General features: G+C 70.4%; 15 protein-coding genes. 7 read left to right on the top strand and 8 right to left on the bottom strand.

Features of this window, described 5'->3' with window-relative positions; all coding sequences use genetic code 11:
* Nucleotides 1-74: 74 nt before the first annotated feature.
* Complete coding sequence (locus tag AXK60_RS19780) at nt 75-2147, top strand: CocE/NonD family hydrolase (protein ID WP_068573738.1); 2073 nt, start codon at nt 75-77, stop codon at nt 2145-2147.
* Nucleotides 2148-2183: 36 nt separating this feature from the next.
* Here the strand turns inward: AXK60_RS19780 and AXK60_RS19785 are convergent, their stop codons facing one another.
* Nucleotides 2184-2915 carry a pirin family protein gene (locus AXK60_RS19785; protein WP_068573740.1) on the bottom strand — a complete coding sequence of 244 codons (732 nt, stop codon included), beginning with the start codon at nt 2913-2915 and terminating at the stop codon, nt 2184-2186.
* 79 nt (nt 2916-2994) lie between these two features.
* Between AXK60_RS19785 and AXK60_RS19790 the strand changes: the two genes are divergently transcribed.
* Nucleotides 2995-4626: an NTF2-like N-terminal transpeptidase domain-containing protein gene (locus AXK60_RS19790; RefSeq protein WP_068573741.1), complete on the top strand. Its 1632-nt coding sequence runs from the start codon at nt 2995-2997 to the stop codon at nt 4624-4626.
* A 1-nt stretch (nt 4627) separates the two neighbouring features.
* Here AXK60_RS19790 and AXK60_RS19795 read toward each other — a convergent pair whose 3' ends face one another.
* Both AXK60_RS19795 and AXK60_RS19800 read right to left on the bottom strand, forming a co-directional pair.
* Nucleotides 4628-5032, bottom strand: coding sequence for a DUF3054 domain-containing protein (locus tag AXK60_RS19795; protein ID WP_068573743.1), 405 nt, complete (start codon nt 5030-5032; stop codon nt 4628-4630).
* Nucleotides 5033-5224: 192 nt separating this feature from the next.
* Nucleotides 5225-6490: a lysylphosphatidylglycerol synthase transmembrane domain-containing protein gene (locus AXK60_RS19800; protein ID WP_082778139.1), complete on the bottom strand. Its 1266-nt coding sequence runs from the start codon at nt 6488-6490 to the stop codon at nt 5225-5227.
* A gap of 34 nt (nt 6491-6524) precedes the next feature.
* On the opposite strand from AXK60_RS19800, the gene macS reads away from it, so the two are divergent.
* Nucleotides 6525-7727 (top strand): MacS family sensor histidine kinase, encoded by a 1203-nt coding sequence (gene macS, locus AXK60_RS19805; RefSeq protein ID WP_068573745.1) that lies wholly within the window; start codon nt 6525-6527, stop codon nt 7725-7727.
* Entirely contained in the window at nt 7709-8374 is a 666-nt protein-coding gene (locus tag AXK60_RS19810) for a response regulator (RefSeq protein ID WP_068573747.1), read from the top strand. The genes macS and AXK60_RS19810 overlap by 19 nt, the downstream gene beginning before the upstream one ends.
* Nucleotides 8375-8819: 445 nt before the next feature.
* Here the strand turns inward: AXK60_RS19810 and AXK60_RS19815 are convergent, their stop codons facing one another.
* From AXK60_RS19815 to AXK60_RS19825, 3 genes are read right to left on the bottom strand one after another with little or no spacing between them, the layout of a single operon-like run.
* Complete coding sequence (locus AXK60_RS19815; RefSeq protein ID WP_175400077.1) at nt 8820-9365, bottom strand: SRPBCC family protein; 546 nt, start codon at nt 9363-9365, stop codon at nt 8820-8822.
* 30 nt (nt 9366-9395) lie between these two features.
* Entirely contained in the window at nt 9396-11525 is a 2130-nt protein-coding gene (locus tag AXK60_RS19820; protein WP_082778141.1) for a heavy metal translocating P-type ATPase, read from the bottom strand.
* A 56-nt stretch (nt 11526-11581) separates the two neighbouring features.
* Nucleotides 11582-13621 carry an ABC transporter ATP-binding protein gene (locus AXK60_RS19825; RefSeq protein WP_068573751.1) on the bottom strand — a complete coding sequence of 680 codons (2040 nt, stop codon included), beginning with the start codon at nt 13619-13621 and terminating at the stop codon, nt 11582-11584.
* A 133-nt stretch (nt 13622-13754) separates the two neighbouring features.
* Between AXK60_RS19825 and AXK60_RS19830 the strand changes: the two genes are divergently transcribed.
* Nucleotides 13755-15227 (top strand): MFS transporter, encoded by a 1473-nt coding sequence (locus tag AXK60_RS19830; protein WP_231855458.1) that lies wholly within the window; start codon nt 13755-13757, stop codon nt 15225-15227.
* Nucleotides 15228-15267: 40 nt separating this feature from the next.
* Here the strand turns inward: AXK60_RS19830 and AXK60_RS19835 are convergent, their stop codons facing one another.
* Nucleotides 15268-16704 (bottom strand): aspartate ammonia-lyase, encoded by a 1437-nt coding sequence (locus AXK60_RS19835; protein WP_068573755.1) that lies wholly within the window; start codon nt 16702-16704, stop codon nt 15268-15270.
* Nucleotides 16705-16881: 177 nt separating this feature from the next.
* Nucleotides 16882-17541, bottom strand: a complete 660-nt coding sequence (locus AXK60_RS19840) for a TetR family transcriptional regulator (RefSeq protein ID WP_068573757.1) — start codon at nt 17539-17541, stop codon at nt 16882-16884.
* A 141-nt stretch (nt 17542-17682) separates the two neighbouring features.
* On the opposite strand from AXK60_RS19840, the gene AXK60_RS19845 reads away from it, so the two are divergent.
* Entirely contained in the window at nt 17683-18744 is a 1062-nt protein-coding gene (locus tag AXK60_RS19845; RefSeq protein WP_068573759.1) for a flavin reductase family protein, read from the top strand.
* 30 nt (nt 18745-18774) lie between these two features.
* Nucleotides 18775-19947 (top strand): fatty acid desaturase family protein, encoded by a 1173-nt coding sequence (locus AXK60_RS19850; protein ID WP_139058055.1) that lies wholly within the window; start codon nt 18775-18777, stop codon nt 19945-19947.
* The last annotated feature ends 5 nt before the right edge of the window (nt 19948-19952 follow it).

Consider the following 19952-nt stretch of genomic DNA (forward strand, 5'->3'; position numbering starts at 1 on the left):
ATACGGTGCCGTGTGATGCATACCGCAAACGGGGTTGGCCTGTGCGGTGGAGCTATGTTCAAGGAGATTCTCGTATGAGGCTGACGCGTCCGCGCCTGCGACTGGTCCTCGCCGCCCTCCTCACCGCGTTCGTCCTCGTGGCGACCGTGGTGACCGTCCCCGGGCTGAACGCGAAGGCGACTGCGGAGCCGTGGAAGCCCGGCCCCGGAGTCGCCGGGATGATCAACCCCGAGTGGAGCGCCGACCACGACGGCCCCACGAAGTACCCCAAGATGGCCATCGAGTGGGACGTGCCGGTCACGATGTCCGACGGCACCGTGCTCAAGGCGAACGTCTTCCGCCCCGCCGATGCCTCGGGCCGGGCGATCGACACGAAGACCCCGACGATCGTCAACATGACGCCCTACACCAAATTCGTCAGCGCCATCGCGACGCTCGCGATGAACGTCCCGGTGCTCTCTCCCGCGCTGATCCAGCTGCTGAACCTGTTCAACTTCGCCGGCACCCCGATCGCCGGCGTCAACGACCTGCGCGACGTGCTCAATGGCGGCATGGTCAGCTCCTTCACCGGCCTCGACCCGAAGCTCGTGCAGAACGGCTACACCCAGGTGGTCGTCGACGTGCGCGGCACCGGCAACTCGCAGGGCGTGTGGCAGGTGTTCGCCGAGCGCGAGCAGCAGGACACCGTCGAGGTCCTCGACTGGGTCCGCAATCAGAAGTGGGCCAACGGCCGAATGGGCATGACCGGCGTGTCGTACTCGGGCATCAACCAGCTCCAGGTCGCATCGAAGAACCCGAAGGGCCTGCAGGCGCTCTTCCCGGTGGTGCCGGGCGCGGACCTGACCGCGGACATCATCGCGCCCGGCGGCGGCCTGGGCGTGGGCTTCCTCGGCCCCTGGCTCGCGCTGGTGAACATCCTCAAGTTCATCCCCGACATCCGCTCGCTGCTCAACGGCACCTTCGACTGGAAATGGCTGCAGCAGCGCATCGAGAACCCCGCGGTGTTCGTGCCGCAGCTACTCTCGGGCGTCTTCTCGCCGACCGCCGAGGGACTGGACCCGAAGACCAAGGAGCTGATCGACAAGAACTCGCCGCTGCGGCAGGCCTTCCGGACGCCGCTGAACAAGATCACCACGCCCACCTTCGCGTTCGGCGGATGGCACGACCTGTTCACCAACACCGAATGGCGCCTGCCGTCCGAGCTCAGCAGCCTGCCGCTGTCGAAGAAGAAGGTGATCATCGGCGACGCGTACCACGTCACCGTCACCCACGACCTGGGCGGCGTGAACCAGCCGACCCGCGCCGACGTGCTCCAGAAGGCCTGGTTCGACAAGTGGCTCAAGGACGCCGACAACGGCATCGACAACTACGCGCCGGTCACGGTGCACCGCAAGGGTGGTGGTTGGTGGCAGGGCGACGGCTTCCCCGAGCCCAACCAGCAGTACCAGCGCATGTACCTCTCGAGCCTCACCTCCGGCACGGCGCCGGGCTCGCTGTCCGACAACAGCCTGCAGACCGCGAAACCGAAGCTCGCGGCGCGGCGCACCGTCGGCCCCGGCCTCAGCACGTTGTGCTCGAACGACACCGGGCAGGCGATGTTCGGCCTGCTGGTCTTCCAGGGCTGCGCCGCCGACAACCGCGTCGCGGAGATGAACGGGCTGACCTTCACGAGCAAGCCCGTCGGGAAGTCGACGGTGATCTCCGGGCCGATCAACCTGCACCTGACCACCACGCAGGACCAGCGGGACGCGTACTGGTCGGTGAACGTCACCGATGTCTCGCCCGACGGCCGGTCCGAGGTGATCAGCTCCGGGCAGCTCACCACCTCGCTGCGGCAGATCGACCAGTCGCGCAGCCTCAAGACCGCCGCCGGCGACTACACCGCGCCCTACTACGAGCTCGACATCAACCAGCGGCAGCTGGTCAAGCCCGGGCAGGTCGTGGAGCTCGACATCGCCACGCACGCGGTCAGCGCGATCCTCAAGCCCGGGCACCGCCTGCGGGTGGACGTGTTCGCACTGAACCTCATCAAGGCCATCACGCTGGGCCCGGTCACCTCGGAGACCAGGTTCTCGCCGCAGCACGTGATCATCGACCCGAACCGGCCCAGCTACCTCGTGGTGCCCTCGGATCGCCCGCTGCCGTAGGTCCCGCGACGGCCTCGGCGGACCGTCGGGGCCGGATCAGCCGCCCAGGCGGGTGAGCATGCGCCAGAACAGGAGCTCGGCACCGTCGGGCCCGGCGGTCACGCGTCGTCCGTCCCCGGCGGTGCGCAGCGAGTCACCGTCGGACAGCCCGACGGGGCCCTGCGCGGCCTCGGTGACCACGGCACCGTCGGCCAGATAGAGGTGCCCGAAGGGCGCGTCCGGCAGGTCGACGGTGCCGCCGGGCGCCAGCCGCGCCGCGAACAGCGTGGCGCCGCGGTTCCCGATCCGGACGGCCGCGTCCTGTGCGGGGTCGCCCGACGCGACCGGAACCAGCGCGCCCGCGGCCAGTTCGGCAGTCGTGTCGCGCTGCTCGTACGACGGTGCGCCGCCCGGCTCGTCCGGCAGGACCCACATCTGGACGAACCGGACGTCGGCACCCTCGACGGCGCGGTCGTTGCGCTCGGAGTGCAGCACCCCGGTCCCGGCGCTCATGCGCTGCGCGAGGCCCGGGTGGACCAGCCCGGCGTGTCCCTCACTGTCCTGGTGGACCAGCGACCCGGACAGCACCCAGGTGACGATCTCGACGGCGCGGTGGGGGTGCGTGTCGAAGCCCGTGCCCGCCGCGACCTGCTCCGCGTTGCAGGCCAGCAGGATTCCGTGGTGGGTATTGTCGGGATCGTAGTGGTCTCCGAAGGAGAAGCAGTGACGTGACCGGACGCCGGGCATCGACGACGCGGCCCGGTCCGCGGAACGCACCACCAGATCCATATCCCAAGGATGCCATGGTCGGAAAGGTAAGCTCCGCCGTCAGGGACGGCGCAGGGCCGTTCACCACGAGGGAGGCGACGTGAGACGGAGCGGTCGGGCACGCCACGGCACCGCCGCGCTGGTCTCCGTCCTGCTCCTCGGCGTCGGCGGTGGGCTGTCCGCGTGCGGCGACAGCGCCGTGGCAGAGGTGCAGAAGATGCTCGACAGCTACACCTCGGCGATCGGGGAGGGCAAGGCCGTCGCCGCGGCGGCCGTCACGTCGTCGCCCGACGCGGCGGGTGGCGTCATCGGCCGTACCCTGCGCGACATGAACGCGCAGTCGGTGAAGGTCACCACGGCCAACGTGCAGCGCTACTCCGGCGGCAGCGCGACCTTCGACGTCAAGACGCACTGGAACTTCGGTGACGGCCGGGACTGGGACTACACCACCAAGGGCAGCGCCTCGCAGCTGTCCATCGGCTGGCGGATCTCCTGGGACCCGGCGGTGCTCGCGCCCGGGCTCACCCCGGACACCTCGATCCGGCAGATCCGCACCGACGCCAAGGCGCCCAAGGTGTTCGCCGCCGACAAGTCGGACCTGATGTTCGCCGGCATCGTCCATCGCCTCACCGTCGACCCGAACAAGACGAAGAACCTCACCGACAGTCTGACCCGGGTCGCGAAGATCGTCTCGCCCGTCGCGCCGCTGGTCACCCCCGAATCGCTCGCCGCGAAGGCCAAGGCGGACCCGGGCAAGCCGGTGCCCGTCCTCGACCTGCGCGACGACGATTTCGGCGTGCTCGGAGACAAGCTGACCGCCGTGCCCGGCCTGCAGGACACCCCGGCCCAGGACCTGCTCATCTCGAACCGACAGTTGTTCTCGCCGCTGTTCGACGGGATCAAGGGCGCCTGGCAGGCGAACCGCGACGCGACCGCGGGCTGGGAGGTGCAACTGCTCACGAACGGCAAGCCGCCCACCAAGATCGTCGGTTACCAGGGGCCGCCCGGACCGGACCTGCGCACCGCCATGGATCCCAAGGTCCAGCTCGACGTCGAGAACGCGGTCGTGCAGCTGGGCCAGCCCGCCGCGATGGTCGTGGTCTCGATCTCGACGGGGGCCGTGCTCGCCGCCGCGCAGAACACGCAGGCCAGCGCCGTCTCACCCGACTGGGCCCTCACCGGGCTGTCGACCACGGGGCCTGTCCTCGAGCCGCTGTACAGCGAGGTCAACGCCGCTGCGGGCAAGGACGCGGGCAAGCAGGGAAAGCTGCTCGCGCCGCTCGGCATGGGCACCGACTTCGCCATGACGGGCGTGAAGACGGTGACCGCGGAACTGCCGGGGGTCGGCGGGCGCGGACCCGCGGAGCTCGGCGGCGACACCGTCAAGGCCACACCGTTCGGCATGGCGATCTTCGCCGCGGCCATCGCCAAGGGGAAGACCACGGCGCCGTTCGTGGTACAGGGCCAGACCGCGAAGCCCAGCGTCCCCATCGGCGACGTGGACGAGAAGATCCTCAGAGCCGTGCGCGCCAAGATGGACGCCACCGTCTCGCCGTCCGGTGACGGCAGTGACCTCGTCGCGACCAAGGCGAAGGGCCTCGTCGGCACCAACGGGCCGGAGGGCCCCGGTTGGTTCATCGGCTACCGCGGCGATCAGTCGTTCGCGATCATGGTGACGGGCGACCGTTCCGGCAGCGGATCGCTGCAGGTCGCGGGGGCGTACCTGAAGTAGTTCAGGCCTTCGCGCGACGGGCGATCACGAGCTGCGCGACGGCGCGCCAGCCCAGCAGGAACAGGCCGAGCGCGATGGTGGCGACGATGACGAAGCTGACCTCGACGCCCTTGGAGGTGAGCAGGCCCCGGGCGGTCATGCCGAAGGCCACCGTCGAGATCCAGATGATGACGCCCGCGGGGAAGACGCGCCCCGGGTAGAAGGTCTGCGCGCGCCCGGGCTCGTGGCCGCGCAGGGCGGCCAGCACATAGGTGAAGGCCCAGCCCACGGCGAGGGCCAGCAGGAAGGGCCACGCGGTCTCGGCGAACCCGGCCGGCGAGAACGCCTCGTTGTGGTTGAACCGGCCGATCACGACGAACAGCAGCACGAAGACGACGTCGAGGACGGCGATGGCCGGAATACGCATGTGACCACGGTAGACGGTGCTCGGCACGCGGCCGGGGCGCGGTCCTCCCAGACGCGCCCCGACCGGGCCTGACCCCCCGCCCCCCTCCACTCCGGGGCGATGTGAGCGTGCGGGTCGTCCGCTCACAGGGACGACGATGCCCCGTCGCCCTTGAGAGCCGGTTGCGGCGCGCTAAAAGGGCAGGTGGGGGTGCTAACTCGGGCTGGTCGACGGTCCGCTGTCGCCCTCGGGGGCTTCGACCGTGCGATCGGCGTCCTGCGCGGGCCGGGTGCTGCCGGGCTTGCCGCTGCCGCCGGCCGCGTCGGGGTCGACGTCCAGGGTGGCGCGGTAGCTGCGGTATCCGACGACGATCACGATCCAGCCGACCACCACGACGAGGACGTAGCTGACCAGCCGGTACAGCAGGGTCGCCGTCAGCGCCGAGCTGGCGGGCATCCCCGCCAGCACGAGCGCGGGGACCAGCGCCGCCTCGACCAGCCCGAGGCCGCCCGGGATGGGGCTGACGGTGTTGACCAGCTTCGACGCGGCGTAGGCGCCGGCGAGCGCGGCGAGGCCGGGCGCGTCGCCGACGGCGTAGCAGGCGAACGCGAGGCAGGCCACGTCGGCGACCCAGTTGAACAGCGACCACCCGAAGGCCTCGGCGCCGTAGCGGCGGCTCAGCTTCACGGCCTGCAGCTGGTCGAGGATCTCCTTCCAGCGGGCGAGCCAGGTGTCCTCCGGCTTGTTGCGCAGGTCGTTGATCCAGCGGATGAGCCGCGCCCCGACGACGTAGAGGCCGTCCGGGTGCGAGGCCACGTACTGCACCAGCACGATGAAGACCACGAGCATCGCGACGGAGAACACCACGGAGTAGGGGCTGGTCTTGGCGCCGGCCAGCAGGCCGCCCGCGAGTCCGAGGACGGCGAGCCCCGCCGACATGAGCAGGCCGCTCATCACGATCTGCCAGGTCGCGATCACCGGCGAGGCGCCCCACATGCGGGTGCGCCGGTAGACCAGCGTCGGCGCGAGCACCTGCCCACCGGGCAGCGACTGCGAGACCGAGTTGGACGCCATCTGCAGGCTCAGCGCCTGCCGCTGCGTCACGGGCACGCCCGCGGACCGCAGGAGGGTGCGCGTGACCTGGGCGAACGAGTCCATCGAGAAGAACACCGCGATGACGCAGGCGACGACCCACTCCCACCGGATGTGCTTGAGCTCGCGGACCGACTTCGACACCGTCGGCCAGAACAGATACGCCTCGACGCCGAGGACGATCGCGAGGATCACCAGCAGGGTGCGCCGCGCCCACTTCCAGCGCCGCCGGTTCAGCACCGGCCGTTTGCCGCCTTCGGCATCGGCCGTGATCGCCGCTGCGGCGTCGTCGGGCGTGTCCGCCCCGGTCGGACCGTCGACGTCCGCTCCCGGCGCCGCGGCCGGGTCCGGGCGATCCGCCCGGTCGGCCGATTCACCTTCGCTCATCGGCGCCAGCCTACTCACCGGTTAACGTGGGCACATGCAAGGCCTCGCTACCCGTCTACGGCGCGCCGAGTCCGCCGACGGGGCCACGTCCGACGGCGGGGATCCCCGCGCGCCGCTGTGGCGCGGCGCGCAGTGGTTCCGGGCACTGTCGGTGCTCTACGCCGTCGGCCGGCAGATCGACGAGGCGGACCGGTACCGGCACGTGGGCTGGAGCTGGGTGATGATCGGCGCCGTCGTAGTGGTGAGCCTGGTCGCCGGATTCGGCTACGTGCGTGGATTCGGGCGGCACCGGTGGTTCGTGCTCGCCGAGTTCGCGGTCGCCGCGGTCCTGGCGCTGGGCACCGTCTGGGTGGCATCGCCGGCGTTCACCGCGCACAACCAGACCCTCCCGACCACACTGTGGCTCACCAATCCCGTGGTCTCCGCAGCGATCCTGTCCGGGCCGGTCGCGGGCGTGATCGGCGGCATCGTCATCGCCGCGATCAACGCGATCTACCGCGGCACCTTCCCCGAGACGATCCTCCGCGACGCCAACTATCCCGTCTTCATGGCGGTGGGCCTGGGGATCGGCGTGGCCGCGCGCGTGGCCATTCGCTCGCAGGAGCAGCTGCGCGAGGCCGAGCGCGTCGCCGCGGAGGCCCGCGCCCGGGAGCGCCTCGCCCGGGAGGTGCACGACGGGGTGCTGCAGGCCCTCGCCTTCCTGGCCCGACGGTGCGCCGCCCTCGGCGGCCCCGGGACGGAGCTGGGCGCGCTGGGCGAGCTCGCGGCGCAGCAGGAGCGGGCGCTGCGCCGCCTGATCGCCGAGACGCCGGGCGGCACCGTCGAACCGGGGACAGCCGGCGACGGCGACCTGGTGGACCTGCGGGAGCTGCTGCGGCCGCTGGCGTCGTCGACCGTGACCCTCGCCGAGCCCGGCGGGGCGGTGACGCTGCCCGCCTCGACCGCGGCGGAGGTGACCGCGGCGGTCCGGAACGCTCTGGAGAACACCCTCCGGCACGCCGGTCCCGGGGCGCGGTCCTTCCTGCTGCTCGAGGATGTGGGCGACGCGGTCCTGGTGACCGTGCGCGACGACGGTGCAGGCATCGCGCCGGGGCGCCTCGACGCCGCGCGCGCCGAGGGCAGACTGGGGGTGGCGGAGTCGATCGTCGGACGGATGCGTGAGCTGGGTGGGCGCGCGGAGTTGACGACCGGCGTGGACGAGGGAGTGGAATGGGAGCTATGGATACCCCGGACGTAGCCGCGAACGCGGACATCTCCGTACTGGTGGTGGACGACCACCCGATGTGGCGCGACGCGGTCGCGCGCGACCTCGAGGCCCGCGGATTCGTCGTCGCGGGGACGGCGGACTCGGTGGCCGCCGCGGGGCGGATCGCCGGTGCGGTGCAGCCGCGGGTCGTGCTGATGGACATGTCACTGCCCGACGGCGACGGCGCCGCGGGTACCGCGCTGGTGCTGGCCGCGGCACCGAAGGCCCAGGTGCTGATCCTGTCCGCGTCGGACGAGCGCGACGACGTTGTCGAGGCCGTGAAGGCCGGGGCCTGCGGCTACCTCGTCAAGAGCGCCTCCGCCGACGAGCTGGTCGCAGCCGTGCACGCCACTGCGGCCGGGCAACCGGTCTTCACGCCCGGCCTCGCGGGGCTGGTGCTGGGGGAGTTCCGGCGGATGGCCGCGGCGCCGGAGCCGACGCCCGCCGCGGCGCTCACGCCGCGCGAGACGGAGGTGCTGCGCCTGGTGGCGAAGGGCCTGTCCGCCAAGCAGATCGCCACCCGGCTGCACCTGAGCCACCGCACCGTCGAGAACCACGTGCAGGCCACGCTCCGCAAGCTCCAGCTGGGTAACCGTGTGGAGCTGGCCCGCTACGCGTTGGAGAACGGGCTGGATTGAAGCGGGTGCGGCGGCGCGGCGGCGCGCGAGCGGGTGCGCAGAGGCGGGATGTGCTGGCGCGCAAAGCAACGGCCCATCGCGATCATCGGACTCTCCGATCTTGACCGGTTCGGACAATGACGGCAGAGGCGCCGATCAGGCCGTCCAGCAAGATGTTCGGCGTCCAGCGTCTCGGTCATCTGGGGGCTGTGAGACCTCCGAGTCTGCACGGATCGATCCGTGCTCGATTCCGTGGGTGGCTACCTCCAGGAGGGATTCCTCAGGGGCAGAAGCCGCCGGATCTGTAGGTGATGTGCGTCGGTCGCGGATGTGGCGGCCGGGTACCGACGCGCGGTTGTCCGAATCGGTCAGGAACCGAGAGTCGCGTGGTCGAGGTGCCGCGCCTGGTGACGAAGGGCCTGTCCGCCACGCAGATTGCGACCCTTCTGCATCTGACGCCGGTTCATCACCGCAACTGCTCGACCGCCAGAGCACTCATCCGTTCCAGGGTCGGAACGATCGCGCGGTTGAGGAAGGCGATCGCCGGGCGGGCGAAGGGTCTGCCCAGCGCGGTGAAGTCGATGCCGGCGCGGTAGTGGATCCGGCAGCGGGTTTCGTCCACCGCCTCGAACGTGACCCGCTCCATGAAGCTGGAGAAGAAGCGCGGCCGGAACGAGGTGGCGGTGAACGACCACAGGCGGTTCTCCTCCCAGGCCACGAATCGTTCCTCGAGGCTGCCGAGGCCGTAGAGGAAGGTGACGGTGCGCGTCGACCCCACGCCGTGCTCGGGGTCCGACGTGGGCGTGACCGCCGTGACGAACCAGCCCAGCCAGCGGGTGCCGCCGCGGTTGTCCTTGAAGACCTCGAACGCCGCCTCCACCGGCGCAGGGCAGTCGTGCACGTAGTCGACCGTGTAGGGCGCCGTGTCCGCGAACTCAGGTGGTTGCTGCGTCGTCTTGGCCACGATCGGCCCTTTCACGTCGGTGCCCGCGGTGCGGGGCGTTGCCGCCACCATAGCGATCGTCTCGCGTGTGCACCGGCGTCACGGCCGAGCGGGTCGGGTCCCCACGAGCTTCGCGGTCACAGCCTGCGGACGCAGGTCCAGGCGGCGGAGGAGCTGCGCGTTGAGCGCCACCACCACCGTCGAGAGCGACATCAGGATCGCGCCCACCGACATGGGCAGCACGAAACCGATCGGTGCGAGCACTCCGGCGGCGAGCGGGACCGAGATCAGGTTGTATCCCGCCGCCCACCACAGGTTCTGCTGCATCTTGCGGTACGAGGCCCGCGACAGCTCGATCACCGACAGCACGGACCGGGGGTCGTCGCTCGCGAGGATGACGCCCGCGGAGGCGATCGCCACGTCGGTGCCCGCGCCGATGGCCAGGCCCACGTCCGCCTGCGCCAGCGCCGGCGCGTCGTTGACGCCGTCGCCGACCATCGCGACCCGCCGGCCCTCGTGCTGCAGCTCGGCGACCGTGGCCGCCTTGTCCTCCGGGCGCACGCCGGCGAAGACGCGGTCGATCCCGAGGTCGTCGGCGACGGTGCGGGCCACGGCTTCCGCGTCGCCGGTGATCATGACCACCTGGATCCCGAGGGCGTGCAGCGCGTCGACGGCCTCGCGGGACTCCGGCCGCACCTCGTCCGCCAACGCCAGCGCGCCGAGCACGTCGCCGTCGCGGAGCACGTGCAGGATGATCGCGCCGTGCGCGCGCCAGGCGTTCGCGACCGGAAGTTCCTGCGCGCCTTCCTCGGCGAGCAGGTGCGGGCCGCCGACGCGGATCGTCGCACGGTCGACCGTCGCCGTGACGCCCACGGCCGGAGAGCTGCTGAAGTCGGTGGCGGCGGGCACCGTCAGGCCGCGGTCCGCGGCGGCGCGGATGATCGCGCGGGCCAGCGGGTGCTCGCTATCGGCCTCCGCCGCGGCGGCGAGGGTGAGGACGGCGTCGTCGTCGCCCGACACCGCACTGATCTCGGTGACGGTCGGCTCGCCCCGCGTGAGGGTGCCGGTCTTGTCGAACAGCACGGCGTCGACGGTGCGCATGCTCTCGAGTGCCAGCCGATCCTTCACCAGCACACCGCCCTTCGCCGCGCGCTCGGTGGCGATGCTGACCACCAGCGGAATCGCCAGACCCAGTGCGTGGGGGCACGCGATCACCAGCACCGTGATGGTGCGGACCACGGCGTCGTCGGGCATCCCCAGCGCCGACCACACGGCCGCCGTGATCGCGGCCGCGCCCAGCGCGAACCAGAACAGCCAGCCCGCGGCGCGGTCGGCCAGCCGCTGGGCGCGGGAGGTCGAGTTCTGCGCCTGGGCGACCAGCCGGCCGATGCCGGCGAGGGCGGTGTCGTCGCCGATCGCCGTGACCCGCACGCGCAGACCGGAATCGGTGGCGACGGTGCCCGCCGTAACGGGATCGCCGAGGGTCCGCTCGACGGTGCGCGACTCGCCGGTGATCATCGACTCGTCCAGCGCCGCAGTACCGTCCACGACGACGCCGTCCGCGGGGACCGAGCCGCCCGGGCGCACCACCACGACATCGCCCACGCGCAGCTCCGACGGTGCGACGGTGACGATGGTGGCCCCGTCGACCCGCTCCGCCTCGTCCGGCAGGAGCGCGGCGAGCGAGTCCAGCGCGGAGGTGGTCTGCGCGAGCGAGCGCATCTCGATCCAGTGGCCCAGCAGCATGATCACAATGAGAAGCGCCAGCTCCCACCAGAAGTCGAGCTGGTGGTCGAGGATGCTCAGCGAGGCGCCCCAGGACGCGACGAAGGCGACGGTGATCGCCAGCCCGATCAGCAGCATCATGCCGGGCTTGCGGGCCTTGATCTCCGAGACGGCCCCCGTCAGGAAGGGCTTGCCGCCCCACACGTACATGACGGTGCCGAGCGCCGGCGAGACCCACCGCAGACCGGGTACGTCCGGGAGTGAGTAGCCCAGGATCATCGCGAACATGTCCGACAGCGCGACCGTCGGAACGGCGAGCACCAACATGATCCAGAACAGTCGCCGGAACTGCGCGACGTGGTCGCCGTGGCCTGCATGGCCACCGTGGCCGGAGTGGTCCATCCCGGGCATGGCTGCCATGTCGTGCCCGGGCATGTCGTGCCCCGTGTGCGCCGTCATGTCGTGTGCGGCGTGCGTGGTGCCGGCGCCGTGGTCGTGTTCCATGACGCCGACGATATACCCCTAGGGGGTATAGATCAAGGGCGGTCTCGCACAGCCGACTACTGGATCGCGGGCGGCCACTCGGATTCGGAACCCACCGGACGGACGGGTGCTCGGGCATCGAGAATGGGCGTGATGAGCTCCGCAACAGCATGCGCGAGGTCGTCGAACTCGGGGCATCGGTCCGCGCGGCGGCCGGGCAGGGGAGCCTGGTCGCGGGAGCTGGCGCCGTCGATGCGCGCTGCCGCGAGTTGCTGCTCGGCGAGCTCGGTGTACAGGCCGTTCCGCGCCATGAGCTCGGTGTGCGTGCCGGATTCGACGATCCGGCCGGCGTCGACGACGAGGATGACGTCCGAGTCGACGATGGTGGAAAGGCGGTGCGCGACAGTAATCGTCGTGCGGCCGTGGGCGACGGTGTCGAGCGCCTCCTGGACCACGCGTTCCGACACCGTGTCCAGCGCGGACGTCGCCTCGTCGAGCAGCAAGACCGGGGGATCCTTGAGGAGTACCCGTGCGATCGCGATGCGTTGTTTCTCGCCACCGGAGAGCCGGTACCCGCGTTCCCCGACCATGGTGTCGTAGCCCTGCTCGAAGCCGGTGATGATGTGGTCGATGTTGGCGGCGATGCACGCCTGCCGGAGTTCCTCGTCGGTGGCATCGGGCTTCGCGTAGCGCAGGTTGTCGGCGATGGTGGCGTGGAACAGGTAGGTCTCCTGAGCGACGATGCCGACCTCGTCGATGATCGACGCCGCAGTGAGCGTGGTGACGTCCGCGCCGTCGAATCGGACCGCCCCCGACGTGGCGTCGTAGAGACGTGGGATCAGGTAGAGGATCGTGGACTTACCGGATCCCGACGGTCCCACCAGCGCGACGTGCTGCCCGGGCTCGACCCGGAAGCTGATGTCGTCCAAGGTGGGTCGGCTGTCGTCCGCAGCGTCCGGGAACCGGAAGGTGACCTCCTCGAGGGCGATGCTCCCGCGGGGCCCGGGCGCGTTCGAGGCGTCGATCGCGTCCGGGTCGTCTTCGATCTGGGGGACCAGGTCGAGATACTCGAAGATCCGCGCGAACAGTGCCCGGGAGGTCTGGACATCGAGCGCGACGCGCATCAGTGATACCAGGGGTTGCAGCAAGCGCGCCTGGACAGTCGTGAAGGCGACGATCGCGCCCGCCGTGATCCCGCCACCCTGATCGCCGGTGAGCAGGAATCCCGCGATCAGGTAGATCACCGCGGGCACGGACGACATGAGCACCTGAACGACCGCGAAGAAGGTCTGACCGCTCATCGCCTGCTGTACCTGCAGGTCGATCTGGTTGGCGTTCTCCCGCTGGTAGCGAACGGATTCGGTGCGCTGCCGGTTGAACGATTTGGACAGCAGGACGCCGGAGATGCTCAGCGTCTCCTGCGTGATCGCCGTCAGCTCCGACAGCGATTCCTGCGTTCGGCCGGCGATCTTCGCGCGGACCCGCCCGACGCGCCGCTGCACCAGGGTCAGGATCGGCATGATCGCGACGGACACGAGCGTCAGTCGCCAGTCGATGAGCACCATGGCCACCAGCGACGCGATCACCGTCACCACGTTGCCGAGAATCGATGTGACGGTGGAGGTCAGCACTCCGGACACGCCACCCACGTCGTTCTGCAGACGTGACTGGATGACCCCGGTCTTGGTGCGGGTGAAGAACCCCAGCTCCATCGACTGGAGGTGCTCGAAGAGCTGAACCCGCAGATCGCCGGTGATGCGATTGCCGATGGTCGCGGTGAACCACGCTTGGAGGACGTTGAGGAGCGCTGCGACGAGGTACAGGCCGATCATGCCCAGCACCAGCCACATCAGCAGGGACATCGACGGGGTGCCGGCCTTCGGGAAGAGGGCGTCGTCGAACACCCGCTCCACCAACAGCGGGGGAACGACGCCGATCGCGGCGGTGATCATCACGAGCGCGCACGTGATGATGATCTGCGCTCTGTACGGCGCGAACAGGGCGACGATCCGCCGTCCGAGGTGGGCCACATCGGGAGCCGCGGCGTTCTGCACCCGCACCGCATCCTCGTCGATAGCCCGCATACCGCCCCGGCCACCCGGACCTGGTCCCGTCATGCCCCGGACCCTACGCCGCGACGAACATCGTGCAGTGGCGGACAGAGCCGATGGTGCGGTCCGTCGACTGATGCGACCATGGACGTGGTCCGCTCGTCGGGCCGCGGTTCGGCTCCCGGAGAGGTGGTTGTGCGTGAGGTTGCGCCGAAGGAGATCCGCCCCGGACCACGCCGTCGTGTCCGGTGACGCGGGTGGCCCGACCCAGCGGCTGGCACTGGCATCGCCGCCCGGCCGGTGGCTGGTGGCCGCCGCGGTCCTCGGCTCCGGCGTCGCCTTCCTCGACGGCTCGGTGGTCAACGTGGCGCTGCCCGCGATCGGGCGGGACCTCGGCGGCGGACTGTCGATGCTGCAGTGGGTGCTCGACGGGTACCTGCTCACCCTCAGTGCGTTGCTCCTGCTGGGCGGCGCACTCGGCGACAGGTACGACCGGCGCACCGTCTTCCTGTCCGGCCTGGCGGTGTTCACGCTCGCGTCGATCGCGTGCGGGTTCGCCCCCACCGGCGAGATCCTGATCGCGGCGCGCGTGGTGCAGGGCATCGGCGGCGCGCTCCTGGTGCCCAACAGCCTCGCGCTGATCGACACCGTGATCCGCGCCGAGGACCGGGGGCGGGCGATCGGCGTGTGGGCCGGGCTGAGCGGCGTCTCGTCCGCGATCGGGCCGTTCGTCGGGGGATGGCTCGTCGACTCGGCGTCGTGGCGCTGGGTGTTCCTGATCAACGTGCCGCTCGCAGCGGCGGCCCTGGCCCTGACCGTTCGCCACGTGCCGCGGATCCGTCCGACGCGGGTGCGGGGCGGGCTCGACGTGGCCGGCGCGACCTGCATCACGATCGGCCTGGGCGGCGCGACCTTCGCGATGATCGAGGCCCCGGTGCAGGGCTGGACGCCGATCGTCCTGCTCGCCCTCGCCATCGGGGTGTCGGCCCTCGCCGCGTTCCCCGTCGTCGAACACCGCGCGGCGGACCCGCTCGTTCCGATGCACCTGTTCCGATCGGCGCGGTTCAGCGGAACGAACATCGTCACCCTCGCCGTCTACACCGGGCTGGGCGGCGCGCTGTTCCTGCTGTCGCTGCACCTGCAGACGAACCTCGGCTACTCAGCCCTGGAGGCCGGTCTCGCGTTCGTTCCCTTCACCGCCGTCATGGCGCTCCTGTCGGGGCGGATCGGCGCGCTCGCGCAGCGGACCGGCCCCCGCGCGCTGATGACCGTCGGACCGATGGTCGCCGGGGCCGGCCTCGCCCTCCTGGTGCGGGTCGTGCCGGGCGCGGGCTACTGGGGCGGGGTGCTGCCCGGCGTCCTGGTGTTCGGGTCGGGCATGGCGATGACGGTCGCGCCGCTCACGTCGACGGTGCTCGACGCGGTGCCCGCCGAGTACGTCGGGGCCGCTTCCGGTGCCAACAACGCGATCTCGCGGTTCGCCGGCCTGCTCGCCGTGGCCGTCCTGCCGCTCGCGGTGGGCATCACCGACCCGAGCGGAGCCTCCCTCGCGAGCGGCTTCGCCCGGGCGATGCTGGTCTCCGCCGCGCTCTGTGTGATCGGGGGGATCGTCGCGTTCGTGTCGCTACGACCGCCCCCGGGCCGCGCGGATCGGGCCGGTGGGGCCGGCTGAGAAAGCGGCACCCGCCGGCGGCGCGTGCCGGACCGGACCGTCAGGCGCCGTCGGACTGCGGGGAGAGTGCGAGCGGCGGATGGCCCGTGAGGTACTCGGGGGTGAGCAGGGAGTCGAGCACGGCATCGTCGAGCAGGCCGCGCTCGCGGACGATCTCGACGACTCCCCGCCCGGACTCGAGGGCCTCGGCGGCGACGGAGGTCGCGGCGGCGTAGCCGATCGTGGGGCTCAGCGCCGTGACCACACCGATGGACTCGGCGACCATCCGCTCGAGCCGGTCGCGGTTGGCGGTGATGCCGGCGACGCAGCGCTCGCCGAGCACCCGCGCCCCGCGCGTGAGGTGCGAGATCGACTCCACGAGCGACCGGGCGATGATCGGCTCGAAGGCGTTGAGCTGCAATTGCCCGCCCTCGGCGGCCATGGTGATCGTGACGTCGTGGCCGATCACCTCGTACGCGATCTGGTTCACCACCTCAGGGATCACGGGATTGACCTTGCCGGGCATGATCGACGACCCGGCCTGCACGGCCGGCAGGTGGATCTCGTTGAGCCCGGCGCGCGGACCCGAGGACAGCAGCCGCAGGTCGTTGCAGGTCTTCGACAGTTTCACCGCGATCCGCTTGAGCACGCCGCTCAGTTGGACGAAGACGCCGACATCGGCCGTCGCCTCGATGAGGTCGGTGGCGCCGATCAGTTCGTAGACACCCGTGACCTCGCGCAGCCGCTCGATCACCCGCGCCCGGTAGCCCGGATGGGAGTTCAGCGCGGTGCCGATGGCGGTGCCGCCGATGTTGAGCTCGTGCAGCAGCCGCGTGGCCTCCTGCAGGCGCACGATGTCCTCGCCGAGGGTGGTCGCGAAGGCGCCGAACTCCTGCCCGAGCGTCATGGGGACCGCGTCCTGCAGCTGGGTCCGGCCCATCTTCACGATCCCCGCGAACTCCCCGGACTTGGCGCCGAACGCGCCGCGCAGCTCGGTGAGCGCCTCCTGGAGCTCGCGCAACTGCGTGATCAGGGCGATCTTGACGGCGGTCGGGTAGACGTCGTTGGTGCTCTGGCCGAGGTTCACGTGGTCGAGCGGGTGCAGGGTCGTGTACTCGCCGCGGGGCCGGCCCAGGTGCTCGAGGGCGGCGTTGGCGATCACCTCGTTGGCGTTCATGTTGGTCGAGGTGCCGGCGCCGCCCGCGATGGTGTCGACCAGGAACCACTCGTGCAGCTCGCCGCCGCGGATCCGCTCGCACGCGGCGACGATCGCCCGTGCCTTCTCCTCGTCGAGCAGCCCGAGCTCGCGATTCGCCGACGCCGCAGCCTGTTTCACCGCAGCCAACGCGTTCACCAGGTGGGTGTGGGTGGCGATGGGGATACCGGTGATCGGGAAGTTCAGCAGTGCCCGGGCGGTGTGGGCGCCGTAGTACGCGTCGGCCGGAACGTCGATGTCGCCGAGCAGGTCGTGCTCGCTGCGCGTCTGGGGAGAGGTCATGCTTCGATCGTCGCGCACCGTCGGCGATTTCTGAGCGATTTGAGCCCCCCGATTCGTCGTAACCCCACCCGAACGACCGGTGTTCCGGTGGGGTTACGACGAATCAGGGGGAGCGGTCGACCAAGGGGTGGGGGTGTGACGAATCGGGGGGCGCCCGGAACGCAGCGCGACGGTGCGCTACCGCTCGGCCGGGTGGTACGAGGCCAGGCCCAGGGCCACGACGGTGAGCTGCCGGGACGTCCGGTCGATGAGCTCGGCCTCGTCGCGGTTGTTGCGCGCGTCGATGCGCACGAGCTCGGCGACGAAACCCAGCATGATCGTCACGTAGAGGTCCGCCACCATGTCGAGGTCCTCGACGCTCCACTCGCTGAGCGGCGGGATCCGCGACAGGTCGTGCGTGAGCTCCTTGGCGAACAGCCGCAGCTCGACGTCGATCGCCCGCTGCAGCTCGGGGGAACCGCCGTAACGCTCACGCACCAGGAACTGGAACTCCGCGTCGTTGGCGCGGGCCTGCTTCGCGACGATCCGGACGGCCTCGGCGCCGCTCGGCGCGACGCCCTCGCGCCGGCCCTCGCGGAGCATACGACGCAACACGCGCATGGCGTCCTCGACCAGGGTGACGCCGAGATCGTCCATGGAGGCGAAGTGACGGTAGAAGGCAGTGGGCACCACGCCCGCGGCCTTCGCCACCTCGCGCAGCGACAGGCTCGCGAACGAGCGTTCACCGGCCAGGGCCAGCGCCTCGTCGAGAAGGGCCTGCCGCGTGCGTTCCTTGGCCTCCGCCCGCGACGGCCCCGGGGTGTGCCGTTCGACGGCGCGCGGGGTCGGTCTGGGCATGGGTTCGAGTCTATCGCCCCTGCGTCGGGACGGTGTCGCGGAGGCTGTGGCCGAGGTCACGGAACAACTCCTTGACGGGGAGCGGACGTCTGCGTGCATACTGTGAGTGTACAAGCGTGCACTGAACGGAGAAACACAGCCATGAGCCGCTTCACCCGATTCGCCGGCAACGTCATCGAGGCCGTGCTGACCCCGCACGCCGTGGATCGCTACCTCGAGCTCGTCGACCCGATGGTCACCTGGACGGAGATCCGCGGTCGCGTCACGGCCGTCAGTCGCCGCACCGACCGCACCGTCACCTTCAGTGTGACCCCCACTCGCCAGTTCGAGGGCTTCCAGGCCGGCCAGTTCATCCAGGTCAGCGCCGTGATCGACGGCGTCCGTCAGACACGCTGCTTCTCGCCCGCGAGCTCGCAGCACCACGACGGCGACCTCGAGTTCACCGTGACCGCCGACGCCGACGGGCACGTCAGCAAGCACCTCCGCGAGAACCTCGCCGTGGGCGACGTGCTCGGCCTCACGCCGGCCGGCGGCACCTTCGTCCTGCCCGGAACACCCGGCGACCGCCCCGCAAGCATCCGCCTCATCAGCGGCGGCAGCGGCATCACACCCGTACTCTCGATCCTGCGCACGCTCATCGACGAGAACTACGACGGCGAGGTCGCGCTCCTGCACTTCTGCCGCGACTCGGCGGACAACCCGTACCGCGCGGAACTGGAGCGGCTCGCCCGGTTCGGCAACGTGTCGGTGACCTACGTGTACACCCGCGCGGGCGGCCGGCACCTCGGTGCCGAACACATCGGGCAGCTCGAGGGCTACGGCGACGTCGGCCTCGCGTGCGGTCCCGCGTCGTTGCTGGACGCCGCGAAACAGCTGTACACCGACGCCGGCGTCGACCTCCGCGTCGAGGAGTTCACCCCGCCGGTGGTGTCGGCACCGTCGGGCGAGGCGACCGGAACCCTGCGCTTCACGGAAGCGGGCACCGAGGTCGACAACGACGGCCGCACCATCCTCGACCAGGCCGAGTCCTCCGGCCTGTTCCCCGAGAGCGGCTGCCGGATGGGCATCTGCTTCTCCTGCACCGCCGTGCGCAAGTCCGGCTGCACCACCAACGTCCTCACCGGTGAGACCGACACCGAACCCGACCAGCACATCCAGCTCTGCATCAGCGCGCCCGTCGGCGACGTCGAGATCGCGCTCTAGCCACCGCACCACAGACCCAGGGGAGAAATCATGACCGAACAGATCACCCTCACCGCCGAGCAGGTCGAGATCATCGGCGAGCGCTTCGACGCCATCCGTGCCCGCGTCCTCGCCGACCTCGGCGAGAAGGACCGCGAGTACATCTACAAGATCGTCCGCTACCAGCGCGGGCTCGAGATCGCCGGCCGCGCGATGATGTACCTGCCGCCGCTGTGGCCGGTCGCCGTCGGCGCGCTGGGCGTGTCGAAGATCCTGGACAACATGGAGATCGGCCACAACGTCATGCACGGCCAGTACGACTGGATGCGTGAGCCGGGCCTGAACTCGCGCGAGTTCGAGTGGGACAACGTGTGCCCGGGCGATCAGTGGAAGCACAGCCACAACTACCTGCACCACACCTTCACCAACGTCCTCGACATGGACCGCGACATCGGTTACGGCATCCTGCGGATGGCGCCCGAGCAGAAGTGGCACCCCTACTACCTCGGCAACCTCGCCTACGCGAGTGCGTTGATGGTGCTGTTCCAGTGGGGCGTCATGCTGCACGACCTCGAGGCCGAGAACATCGTCAAGGGCAACCGCAAGTGGTCCGACATCAAGGAACTCGTGGCGGGCATGCGCCGCAAGGCCGGCAAGCAGGTGCTCAAGGACTACGTGATCTTCCCGCTGCTCACCGGCCCGCTGTTCCCGCTCACCTTCCTGGGCAACGCCTCGGCGAACCTGATCCGCAACATCTGGTCGTACTCGATCATCTTCTGCGGCCACTTCCCGTCGGGCGTGCAGACCTTCACCAAGGAGGAGACGGCCGAGGAGACCCGCGGCGAGTGGTACGTGCGGCAGATGCTCGGTTCCGCGAACATCGACGGCGGCAAGCTCTTCCACGTCATGAGCGGCAACCTCAGCTTCCAGATCGAGCACCACCTCTTCCCCGACATCCCCGCGAACCGCTACCCGGAGGTCGCCGCCGAGGTGCGCGCGACGTGCGAGGAGTTCGGCCTGCCCTACAACACGGGTTCGCTGCGCAGCCAGCTCACGTCGACGTGGAAGAAGATCGCCAAGCTCTCGCTGCCGAACAGCTGGACCAAGCAGGAGCCGGACCTGGCCGTGACCATCGAGCGCGCCCGTCACGAGGACGCCGCGTCGAAGGCGCTGGCCGCGGCGGGCTGGCAGCGCGCCGTCGAGCGTGAGATGGTGTCGGTCTAGGCCGG

It is taken from the genome of Tsukamurella pseudospumae (genome assembly GCF_001575195.1).
GTDB classification, from domain to species: Bacteria; Actinomycetota; Actinomycetes; order Mycobacteriales; family Mycobacteriaceae; genus Tsukamurella; species Tsukamurella pseudospumae.